The organism is Vibrio cortegadensis (assembly GCF_024347395.1).
In the GTDB taxonomy this organism is placed as follows: domain Bacteria; phylum Pseudomonadota; class Gammaproteobacteria; order Enterobacterales; family Vibrionaceae; genus Vibrio; species Vibrio cortegadensis.
On the sequence record NZ_AP025472.1, the window covers coordinates 31118 to 42535 of the forward strand.

6 protein-coding genes and 5 tRNA genes are annotated in these 11418 nt (G+C 42.2%); 7 read left to right on the top strand and 4 right to left on the bottom strand.

Annotated features, from left to right (window positions below; genetic code table 11):
* Window positions 1-73 precede the first annotated feature (73 nt).
* From OCV39_RS00160 to OCV39_RS00170, 3 genes are read right to left on the bottom strand one after another with little or no spacing between them, the layout of a single operon-like run.
* Window positions 74-3196 (bottom strand): multidrug efflux RND transporter permease subunit, encoded by a 3123-nt coding sequence (locus OCV39_RS00160; RefSeq protein WP_017052418.1) that lies wholly within the window; start codon window positions 3194-3196, stop codon window positions 74-76.
* Between the two features lie 12 nt (window positions 3197-3208).
* Complete coding sequence (locus OCV39_RS00165) at window positions 3209-4315, bottom strand: efflux RND transporter periplasmic adaptor subunit (RefSeq protein ID WP_261888684.1); 1107 nt, start codon at window positions 4313-4315, stop codon at window positions 3209-3211.
* Between the two features lie 18 nt (window positions 4316-4333).
* On the bottom strand, window positions 4334-4915 hold the full coding sequence (locus OCV39_RS00170) for a TetR/AcrR family transcriptional regulator (RefSeq protein WP_198927064.1): 582 nt from the start codon (window positions 4913-4915) through the stop codon (window positions 4334-4336).
* Window positions 4916-5096: 181 nt separating this feature from the next.
* Between OCV39_RS00170 and rep the strand changes: the two genes are divergently transcribed.
* Complete coding sequence (rep, locus tag OCV39_RS00175; protein ID WP_261888685.1) at window positions 5097-7112, top strand: DNA helicase Rep; 2016 nt, start codon at window positions 5097-5099, stop codon at window positions 7110-7112.
* An 87-nt stretch (window positions 7113-7199) separates the two neighbouring features.
* Here the strand turns inward: rep and OCV39_RS00180 are convergent, their stop codons facing one another.
* Complete coding sequence (locus tag OCV39_RS00180) at window positions 7200-7610, bottom strand: c-type cytochrome (protein ID WP_315973051.1); 411 nt, start codon at window positions 7608-7610, stop codon at window positions 7200-7202.
* Between the two features lie 299 nt (window positions 7611-7909).
* On the opposite strand from OCV39_RS00180, the gene OCV39_RS00185 reads away from it, so the two are divergent.
* The 6 genes from OCV39_RS00185 (at window position 7910) to OCV39_RS00210 (ending at window position 11411) form a co-directional block, all read left to right on the top strand.
* Window positions 7910-7986, top strand: a tRNA-Arg gene (locus OCV39_RS00185).
* Between the two features lie 45 nt (window positions 7987-8031).
* Window positions 8032-8107, top strand: a tRNA-His gene (locus OCV39_RS00190).
* 177 nt (window positions 8108-8284) lie between these two features.
* Window positions 8285-8361: transfer RNA gene (locus OCV39_RS00195), tRNA-Pro, on the top strand.
* A 43-nt stretch (window positions 8362-8404) separates the two neighbouring features.
* A tRNA-His gene (locus OCV39_RS00200) sits at window positions 8405-8480 on the top strand.
* A 70-nt stretch (window positions 8481-8550) separates the two neighbouring features.
* Window positions 8551-8627: transfer RNA gene (locus OCV39_RS00205), tRNA-Pro, on the top strand.
* A gap of 1068 nt (window positions 8628-9695) precedes the next feature.
* Window positions 9696-11411, top strand: a complete 1716-nt coding sequence (locus OCV39_RS00210) for a dipeptide ABC transporter ATP-binding protein (protein WP_113796118.1) — start codon at window positions 9696-9698, stop codon at window positions 11409-11411.
* The last annotated feature ends 7 nt before the right edge of the window (window positions 11412-11418 follow it).

Sequence of the window (11418 nt, forward strand, 5' to 3'; positions counted from 1 at the left end):
ATTCACAACGCAAAGTCGTTACTTTAGATAATAAAAAAGGCTACCGAAGTAGCCTTTTGTTTAGATTGTGAATTTAGCTATTTTTTGCCATCTCACGATGAACCGCTTTCGCTTCATCAACGCGCGCCAGCTTTTCTAAATCTTTATCTTCAACAAAGATTGGTAATGGCTTATGTTGCTCTGCTAGGTAGCTATAAATTACTGGAAGTACAAACAGAGTAAAGATAGTACCAATTGCCAGACCAGCAACGATTACGATACCGATACTAAAGCGTTGTGCTGCACCCGCTCCTGTTGCATACATCAGTGGGATTAAGCCAGCGATCATCGCCGCTGTCGTCATCAGGATTGGACGGAGACGAACCTTCGCCGCTTCCATTACAGCTTCAATTCGATTTTTATGGTGATGCAGCTGTTCTTCTTTTGCCACTTCACAAATCAAAATACCGTGCTTGGTAATCAAACCAACTAAGGTGATCAAACCAACTTGCGAATAGATGTTCATTGTTGCTGCGCCCCATGCCAAAGCAATAAGAGCACCACAAATAGCAAGTGGTACGGAAACCATGATAACTAATGGATCTTTCAGTGATTCAAATTGAATGGCTAGAACCAAGAAGATGATCGCTAATGCTAAACCAAACGTTGCGTATAGAGCACTTCCTTCCGTTACGTATTGGCGAGCTTCACCCATATAGTCATGACTGTAGCCACTTGGTAACTTCGTTTCAGCTGTGTTTTCGAACCATGCGATAGCATCACCCATTGCAGTTGTTGGTCCTGGTACCGCCCCAATTGTCGCAGAATTCAACTGGTTGAAGTGCGGCAAAGATCGAGGCTCTGCAACAACATCAATAGAGATCAAGCTGCCTAGAGGTATTGCTTTACCATCCGCAGCTCGAACATAGTAGTTCTTCATTGATTCTGGGTTTAAGCGATACTTACGTTCAACTTGAGGGATTACCTCATACGAGCGGCCATTCAAATCGATACGGTTAACGTAGCCGTCAGACATCATAGTGCCAAGCGTAATACCGATATCTTGCATGGTAACGCCGTAGACGCCAGCTTTGTCTTTATCAATATTGATCTTCATTGTTGCTGAGTCATAATTCAAATCTAGATTCGAATAGACAAACAATGGGCTTGAAGATACCTCGGTTAAAATATCCGTTGTGATTTGGAATAGGCTTTCAAAGCTATTTGGAGTGGTGATAACAAACTGAATAGGTAGACCTGAACCGGCACCTGGAAGTTCTGGCATTTGGAAGGCCGTTACTGACATACCTGGAATTTCTTTCACCAGTTGGCCAACACGCCCAGCAACCTCAGCTTGACTTGCCTCTCTTTCACTCCACGGTAGCATTGAAGCAATACCAAACGCTTGGTTAGCACTTGGAACGCCTGTAAATACCTGTGCATACGCCACTTCCGGTTGAGCCGAAAGGATCTCGTTCACGTCATCCATGGTATTTTGCATGAAATCAAGGTTAGCATTTGATGGTGCTGTACCCATTAGCATGATTACGCCTTTATCTTCTGACGGTGCAAGCTCACTAGGAATAAACTTGAATAGCATCGGAAGAGTGGCGAATACAATGACAGCAAAACCTATAAACACAGGGCGATGCTGCATTACAGCGCCGAGCATGCGTTCATAGCGATTTGTCATGCCATCCAATACGTAATGAACTTTTTGTTCAAACTTACTTGGTTCAGCATGCGCTTTCAGCATTTTTGAACACATCATTGGTGATAGCGTTAATGCGACAATACCAGAAACAAATACTGAACCTGCTAGCGTTAATGCGAACTCTTTAAATAGAGAACCAGTAATACCACCCATCATCGCGATTGGCGCATATACCGCACCCAGCGTTAAGGTCATCGCAATAACAGGAACCGCAATTTCACGCGTACCAATAATAGCTGCACGGAAAGGTGATTCGCCAAGTTTAATATGCCTATCGACATTCTCTAGTACAACGATCGCATCATCAACCACAAGACCGATGGCAAGTACCATGGCCAGTAGCGTCATTAGGTTCCACGAGAATCCCATCGCTTGCATAACCATTGCCACACCAATGAGAGATAGTGGAATAGTGATGATTGGGATAAGAACCGCACGGAATGAGCCTAAGAACAGCGTAATGACGATCAATACGATAAGCGCAGCTTCAACAATCGTTTTAATTACCTCTTGAATTGACTCGTTAATTGCAATTGTCGAGTCATACATAACATTCATAGAAATGTTACTTGGGAGGTTTTTCTCTAGCTGAGGAAGAAGATCCAGCACATCGGCTGCGATGTTTATTGGGTTAGCACTTGGAGCTGCATTAATCGCTGCAACCACGGCTTCTTTGCCATTCGCACTCGCACGGTAAACATCATGGCTTTTTTCTAGTGATACTTTAGCGATATCTGCTAAACGGATAACTTCAGCTTTGCTGCTTTTTACCACTAAGTTTTCAAGCTCTTCAGTGTTCGATACCTGAGTATCTGCACTGCCATTATAGAGTACAAATTCGCCTGTTGCTTGACCAGTTGCTGATTGGTAGTTATTCGAGTTTAGAACCGACATGACATCTGTTGCCGTTAAATCTACCGCCGCCATTTTTGCTGGATCCAACCAAATACGTAGCGCGTACTTCATGCCACCATAAAGGTCGACTTTTGAAACACCATTAACCGTAAACAGTTGAGGGTTGATCACTCGCTCAAGATAGTCAGTAATTTGGCTAGAGACTAATTCATCACTGGTAAAACCGATGTACAGCACCGCCGTTGTTGAGCCTGTAGACATCGTTACTGTTGGATCTTCTGCTTCTTTAGGAAGTTGAGACCGAACAGAGTTTGTTTTGGCTAGAATATCAGACAGCGCAGCATTAGGGTCCGTATTCAACTTCATATTGACCGTAATCGTTGACTTACCGAGAACCGATGAGGAAGTCATATAGTCGATATTATCCGCTTGAGCCACCGCCTGTTCGAGAGGCTGGGTGATAAAGCCTTGGATAAGATCCGCACTTGCACCGTAGTAACCGGTCGAAACGGTAACGACAGTATTCGTCATTTCAGGGTATTCACGCACCTGCATTTTGAAGATTGCTTGTAATCCAAGCAATGCGATCAAAAAGCTGATGGATACCGCTAAAACTGGACGTTTAATAAAAACATCAGTAAAGCGCATTATGCCTCCAAATTACAGCTTAGGTGTTTCAGATGGTGGGGTGATTGTATCGTTTTCTACAATCTTAACTTTTGCCCCGTTGCTTAGGCGTACTTGGCCTGATGTCACAACCATATCTCCAGCCTTAACACCCTCTAAGATATGAGCTTTATCTTTTGTTCGTTCGCCAATTTTTACAACTTGCTGCTTCACTCGTTTCACACCATCTTCTTCAGAGATAATGTAAACATTGTCTCCGTATAGAGTGAACGTAATCGCAGTTTGTTGAAGCGTAATTTGATCTGTCAGCGCAGGAAGGATGATATTCGCACGAGCAAACATGCCGCTGCGAAGTAGACCGTCGCTATTTGGAATGTCTGCCTGGACTCTAATCAAACCACTTTGAATGCTAACCGCAGGCTCAATCGCACTGATTGTTCCTTGGAAAGGTTGATCTGGGTAAGCATCGACAAAGATATCGATCGCTTGATCTATTGAAATACGAGAAATATCAGTTTGAGGTACAGTGAAGTTAAGACGCATAACACTGGTGTCTTCTAAACGTACAATTTCATCTCCGGCTTGCAAGTATTGACCTAAGTAAACTTTACGAATACCGATAATACCCGAGAAAGGCGCTCTGATTTCACGACGCTCAATTGCTGCTTTCAAGCTTTCAATATCAGCTGAAAGTGAGAAAAAGCTCGCTTCTGCATCGTCGTAAGATTCTTTTGAAATTGAACCTTTAGTAAACAAGCCTTTGTAGCGTTTGTATTTTGCTTTTGCTGCAGGAAGCTTTGCTTGTGCACTTTTTAGGTTCGCTTTTTCAACAGACGAATCTAAGCTTACTAATAGTTGGTCATCTTCGATTTGCGTGCCTGAAGTAAAAGCAATTTTTCTAATTACACCACTTGCTTCACTTGAAAGAGTTACCCCTTGATTAGGCTCTATAAAGCCAATAGCTTCAATCACAGGTACCCAGTCTACTGGTTGTGCTTTTGTTACCGTTACAGGGAACTCCGCTTCTGGCCTATTAGCCATGTACTCTGCGATTTTTTGTTGTTTGAATATGTTATAACCTATCACGCTCCCAAAAAGGGTCAAAGCGATAAGTAACATAAAGAAGGTCCACTTTTTCATTATTGTCAGAACTCCGATCTAGTGTGTAATTATTGCGTCCCAACTAGCCTCAATAGCCGCATCTAATGCAGTTTCGTCCAGTTGGTAGAATCCTAAAGAATGCTTACGTGCGAGTGAGACACTAGCCGCTAAGCTCAATCCACTTAATACTTCGTTATCAAGTGGTTTAAATAGTCCTTGTTTTTTACCATCATTAAATAGTAACTCCACTTGGGCAAACATTTTACGCTCTAGTTCCCTAAATGTAGTGCTATTTGTTGCAGGTAAACAATCATATTGAATCCGGTTTTTGATTGCATCAAGGTTTGTTCCCGCCAAGTTCCAAATGTTTAGCCACATGGTGCGGTAACGTTGTTTTATCGGCTTTGAATCGTCAACACCTTCCTGTATCGCGTCTGCAATTTTTTGGGTTACATGTATCCGAACTTCCTCAATGAGATGTTCTTTATCATCGAAATAGCGATAGATAGTGCCTGCAGCGACCCCTGCTTTTTTTGCTAACTTATGCATAGATAACCCCTGAAAGCCAACCTCTGCAATGAGAGCTTCAGCTGCTGAGAGTATCTGAAGGCGTTTATCCTGAGGGTTATGAATGGTCATTTTCTTACCACCAATGAATGAACGTTCATTCATTATAGCGTATAGATCACACTTTTACATAATAGAGTTTCGCATTTAATGTGTGAAAATCTTGTATACGAGAGCATAGCATTCCCTGTGTTGCAGCATTATCATAGAGAGGAATACACATAAAACCTGATGAAACCATGTTGAGAACTCAATGAAACTGAACCCTAGACAAGACGAAGCTGTAAAATTTGTATCTGGACCTTGCCTTGTTCTCGCAGGGGCGGGATCGGGCAAAACTCGTGTGATTACAAATAAAATTGCTTACTTAGTGCAGCAGTGTGGTTATAAAGCTCGCAATATCGCGGCTGTGACGTTCACAAATAAAGCCGCTCGTGAAATGAAAGAGCGCGTAGGACAAAGTTTAGGTAAGAAAGAATCTAAAGGGGTAATGGTTTCAACGTTTCATACTATGGGGCTGAATATTATCCGCCGTGAGTATAAAGCATTAGGTTTAAAAGCCGGATTTTCGCTTTTTGATGATCAAGACCAATTAGCATTGTTGAAAGAGTTAACCGAAAAACAGTTAGATGGTGATAAAGATCTACTGCGTCAGTTGCTGAGTAGTATCTCTAATTGGAAAAATGACATGCTGACACCTGAGCAAGCAATAGCTTATGCACAAGGTGAACAGCAACAGGTTTTTGCATTCTGTTTTGATATGTACCAAAAGCAGATGAAGGCATATAACGCATTGGATTTTGATGATTTGATTGCGATGCCTGTTCTGCTACTAAAAACCAATCAAGAAGTTCGAGAAAGATGGCAATCACGCATTCGATACTTACTTGTCGATGAGTACCAAGACACCAATACGAGCCAGTATGAATTAGTGAAGCTTTTAGTCGGTGAGCGTTGTCGCCTCACGGTTGTTGGTGATGACGACCAATCGATTTATTCTTGGCGAGGCGCAAAACCACAAAACTTGGTTTTATTGAGTAAAGACTATCCACAACTCAGAGTCATTAAGCTAGAGCAGAATTACCGCTCTACTAGTCGTATCTTGCGAGCGGCGAATATACTGATTGCAAATAACCCGCATGAGATCACCAAGACGCTTTTCTCTGAAATTCCGGATGGGGAAAAAATAAAAGTACTGAATGCTAAAAATGAAGAGCATGAAGCGGAGAGAATTACGGGAGAGCTGATCGCCCACCGCTTTTTGAATCGAACCGAATATAAAGATTACGCAGTGTTATACCGAGGTAATCACCAGTCGCGTTTGATTGAGAAAGCATTAATGCAAAATAGGATCCCTTATAAAATTTCGGGTGGTACCTCTTTCTTTGCTCGCGCAGAGATCAAAGACATCATGGCGTACCTGCGAGTGTTAGTTAACCCTGACGACGATAACGGATTTTTGAGAATTGTGAATACACCTCGTAGAGAGATTGGTCCGGTTACTCTCGAAAAGCTGGGTAGTTATGCCAACATGCGTGGTAAGAGCTTATTTGAAGCAAGCTTTGAGATGGGTTTGGAGCAGCATCTAACTGGTCGAGGGCTCGATAATTTACGTCGCTTTACCGAATGGATTGTAAAAATTTCAGATAATGCTGAGCGTGGAAATACCGTAGAAGCGGTTCGTTCTTTGGTGAGAGATATCAATTATGAAGATTGGTTATACGAGAGCTCGCCAAGCCCTAAAGCGGCTGAAATGCGAATGAAAAATGTGTCTGAGCTTTATAGTTGGATTGTGGCCGACCTCGAAGGTGACAATTACGATAACGAAGAGAAGAGTCTAAAAGAGGTTGTTCAGCGTTTAACTTTGCGTGACATGATGGAGCGAGGTGAAGACGATGACGATGCTGATCAAGTGCAGTTGATGACACTACATGCTTCAAAAGGACTCGAATTCCCGTACGTCTACCTCATGGGAGCAGAAGAGGGGATCCTTCCTCATCAAACAAGTATTGATGAAGATAATGTCGAAGAAGAACGCCGTTTAATGTACGTCGGTATTACTCGTGCTCAAAAAGAGCTGACTTTTACTAAATGTCGGGAGCGTAGGCAGTATGGTGAGCTTATTAAACCGACACAGAGCCGATTTTTAGATGAACTTCCACATGATGATGTGGATTGGGAAACGGTTAAAAAGCCGCAGTCAGCAGAAGAAAGAATGGAAAAAGGACAGGCGCATATCGCAAACTTACGTGCGATGTTCAAAAAATAGCAATGTTCAATAGGAATAATAAAAATGCCCGTGATAGTTCACGGGCATTTTTTTAACTAGGCACATTGGTAGGTGTGGATAGTTGCCTTATAGACCTTTGATCATGTGGTCGATGGCTGCGACGATTTCATCATCAGAGCAATCCATACATGACCCTTTTGCTGGCATTGCATTAAAGCCATTAATTGCGTGATCTTTTAAGACATCTTTACCTTGAGCAATACGAGGCCCCCACTCAGCAGCGTTGCCTGTTTTAGGCGCTCCGCTAATACCTGATGAGTGACAAGCAATACAGAAAGTTCCATATACTGTTGCACCATCACGAGGACCTGTTGGTTCAGCTTTAACGGGTTCGCTGCCAGCAAGGTAAACTTGACCTACGGGTTGGATGCGTTCAGCTATTGCATCGTATTCAGCTTGATCGGTAGTGGCAAACGCAGCGCTAGAAAAAGTTAACGCAGCGAATAAAACGCTTATGATTCGTCGAGACATATCCATTAAACTCACTTCACATTCCCAAGGTAAGTACATGCTTACCAAAATTATAGTGTTAAACTGTGTTTTGACTTAATCGGTCATCAGTAACCTGTTAAATCAATGTAAATAATGGGTGATTATATCCTGATAACTTGTTGCAATAAACAACAAGTTATCAGCGACAAGGGCTCTATCACATCCTATATAAGCTTTTATTGCATATGAACTGCTGAAAAAGAGAACAAACAGAAAAAAAAGTAAAAAAAACACTAGACGGCATAGGGTGATATACGTATTATTCCACTCCGCCGATAGGGCATGCGCCCGTAGCTCAGCTGGATAGAGCGTTGGCCTCCGGAGCCAAAGGTCGAAGGTTCGAATCCTTTCGGGCGTACCATCCGGATGCTTAGTAAAATAAGCACTATATTGGCAAAAAGTAGTGGTGGCTATAGCTCAGTTGGTAGAGCCCTGGATTGTGATTCCGGTGGTCGCGAGTTCGAATCTCGTTAGCCACCCCATTATTTTGGTAACCAAGTTTATTCGTAAATGAAGGTTTCCAGTGCTGATTCAAGATTTATCTTAGAATCGGAACGAAACATGTTGGTGAATAGCGTGATTTGTTACGCATCCTGACCTTGGAATAAGCGGACCAGAGGGTATCCCTCTAACGCAAACCAAGTAAAAAAATACAATGTCGGTGAATAGCGCAGCTTGGTAGCGCATCTGGTTTGGGACCAGAGGGTCGGGGGTTCGAATCCCTCTTCACCGACCACTATTTCAATAATCGTTTTAAACGGTTATATAAAAAGTTAGTGGTGGCTATAGCTCAGTTGGTAGAGCCCTGGATTGTGATTCCGGTGGTCGCGAGTTCGAATCTCGTTAGCCACCCCATTAACTCGGTAGTCAAGTTTACTTAGTGAATGAGATTTCCCTTTTTGATAAGTCAAAATAAAATAAAAGTCGGTGAATAGCGCAGCTTGGTAGCGCATCTGGTTTGGGACCAGAGGGTCGGGGGTTCGAATCCCTCTTCACCGACCACTTTTGAAGAAACCTCATCAGAAATGATGAGGTTTTTTTTCGTCTAGCGATCAGTGGAATTAATGATTTTTAGTTGTCGGCTATAGAAGAGAAACAGAAGGGGTTCGCCTGATGTTCAAAGAATGTCTCTTCACTGATCACCTTTGAAGAAACCTCATCAAAAATGGTGAGGTTTTTTTTCGTCTAGCGATCAGTAGAGCTAATGATTTTTAGTTGTCGGCTATAGAAGAGAAACAGAAGGGGTTCCTGATGTTCAAAGAATGTCTCTTCACTGATCACTTTTGAAGAAACCTCATCAGAAATGATGAGGTTTTTTTCGTCTAGCGATCAGTGGAATTAATGATTTTTAGTTGTCGGTTATAGAAGAGAAACAGAAAGGGTTCGCTTGATGTTCAAAGAGTGTCTCTTCACTGATCACCTTGAAGAAACTTCATCAGAAATGATGAGGTTTTTTTTCGTCTAGCGCTCAGTAGAGCTAATGATTTTTAGTTGTTGGCTATAGAAGAGAAACAGAAGGGGTTCGCCTGATGTTCCAAGAATATTTTTTCGGCTCTGTGTTCGTCCAGATGTCGGTTTCATTGAGATCAATCCCGTTGTGTATTTCTCGATTGAAACTATTTGTATTAAATCGCCATGTGAATATGGTTTTTATGACTATATTTATACTTATGGGTAGTCCTATTGGTTGTATTTAGTTTTTTATATGGTTTATGTATTTGAAATGTTAAAACTTAATGGTGAATAAAACTGTTTAGGTTTTTTCTCTGAGAATAGGCGCTTGTTCTTAGGAAATAGGGCTATTAAGTACGAAAATAGATAAATGTAAAGTATGAAAGCCCAGCATTTAATAATAAAGAGTGATAATTTATTCACAAATTCGGCATAACTATATTTATTAAGTGCTTTAAAACTGCGCAATCTCGATTTTTTATCCTATGTTTGTTGCTTTTCTGTGAAATGTTTGCCAAATTGATGGACTTGTAAATTGGCAGAACATTGTTCTGGCAGTGAATGGATTCCAATTTTGCAGACAGGGCAGAGAGCTGCCATAGCAGTAGAGGTCTGGTAATGTCACTTTTAGAAGTTAAAAATCTTCGTATTGAATACCCTTCTCGTCACGGTGTTCATGCGGCAGTTAAATCGCTGTCGTTTAATATTGAACGTGGTGAAATCGTCGGTGTTGTGGGGGAATCTGGCGCTGGTAAGTCCACAGTCGGTAACGCGGTTATTGATCTATTAAGTCCTCCAGGTGTTATTGCTGATGGCGAGGTTTTCTTAGATGGTGAAAAAGTTTCGGGGTTAACTCCGGAGCAGATGCGTAAAGTTCGTGGCTCTAAGATTGGTTTTATTTTTCAAGACCCGATGACCTCGTTAAACCCATTATTCACCGTTGAACATCAGTTAAAAGAGACGATTCACGCGAACTTGGATATGACAGATGAAGAAGCATCTGAGCGTGCATTGTCACTAATGAACCAAGTGGGTATTCCTCAACCAGAAAACCGATTAAAGCAGTATCCGCACCAATTTTCAGGCGGTATGCGACAGCGTGTTGTTATTGCCATTGCTCTTGCGGGAGAACCCGATCTTATTATTGCTGATGAGCCAACGACCGCATTAGATGTTTCTATTCAAGATCAGATTTTAAGCCTTATCCGTGAGTTATGCGTGACTAATAACGTTGGCTGTATGTTAGTGACCCATGATATGGGTGTTGTTTCGAACGTGACGGATCGTGTGGCGGTCATGTACCGTGGTGATTTGGTTGAGTTTGGCCCAACCGCGAAAGTTTTAGGAACACCAGAACATCCTTACACGCACAGCCTTATTTCCGCAGTCCCTCGTTCAGATGTAAAACTCGACCGATTCCCGCTTGTTAGCTATATCGAAGAAGCGCATGAAATGGAGCAACTGGACGTCAAAAATCATTGGTTAGGTCAAAGTCAAGATCACCGTGAGTACACTGGCCCACTGCTAAATGTTGAGAATGTTAGCTTACGCTTCATCACTAAAGATTCGATGTTTGAGAGTCGCCGTCAGTACGTTCAAGCTTCGAATAACGTTAGCTTTGAGGTGTTTGAAGGTGAAACGTTTGGTTTAGTTGGTGAATCAGGGTCGGGTAAATCAACCATTGCACGGGTTATTGCTGGATTGTACAAGCCTAACGAAGGGCACGTTACCTTTGAAGGTATCGACCTCACAGGCCTCAAATCAGAAAAAGAACGTCGCCCAATGCGTCGTCAAATGCAGATGGTATTCCAAAACCCATATACATCAATGAACCCTCGAATGAAGATCTTTGACATTATTGCCGAGCCGATTCGTTTTCATAAATTGACTCGCAATGAAAATGAAACACGTCAAATTGTGCATGATTTATTGGATCATGTTGGGTTAGGAAAAATGGCGGGGCTTAAATATCCTCATGAATTTTCTGGTGGTCAACGTCAGCGTATTTCTATCGCCCGAGCTCTGGCAACACGTCCACGCCTATTAATTTGTGATGAACCGACTTCGGCACTGGATGTGTCGGTACAGGCTCAAATCCTCAACCTGTTAAAAGACCTTCAAGCTGAACTAAACCTCACGATGCTCTTCATCAGTCATGATTTACCTGTTATTCGTCAAATGTGTGATCGTGTAGGTGTGATGCAAATGGGTAAATTATTAGAAGTAGCACCAACAGAGCAGCTATTTACTGACCCTCAACATGAGTACAGCCAACACCTAATTTCCTTGATGCCTGAGTTTTTGGGATTGAGAGAAGATGTAAAATCGGCATAAAAGTCGA

Bases quoted from the DNA above. Each gene is read 5' to 3' on its own strand.
- OCV39_RS00160 (WP_017052418.1), bottom strand. From the start codon at position 3,196: ATGCGCTTTACTGATGTTTTTATTAAACGTCCAGTTTTAGCGGTATCC.
- OCV39_RS00165 (WP_261888684.1), bottom strand. From the start codon at position 4,315: ATGAAAAAGTGGACCTTCTTTATGTTACTTATCGCTTTGACCCTTTTT.
- OCV39_RS00170 (WP_198927064.1), bottom strand. From the start codon at position 4,915: ATGACCATTCATAACCCTCAGGATAAACGCCTTCAGATACTCTCAGCA.
- rep (WP_261888685.1), top strand. From the start codon at position 5,097: ATGAAACTGAACCCTAGACAAGACGAAGCTGTAAAATTTGTATCTGGA.
- OCV39_RS00180 (WP_315973051.1), bottom strand. From the start codon at position 7,610: ATGGATATGTCTCGACGAATCATAAGCGTTTTATTCGCTGCGTTAACT.
- OCV39_RS00210 (WP_113796118.1), top strand. From the start codon at position 9,696: ATGTCACTTTTAGAAGTTAAAAATCTTCGTATTGAATACCCTTCTCGT.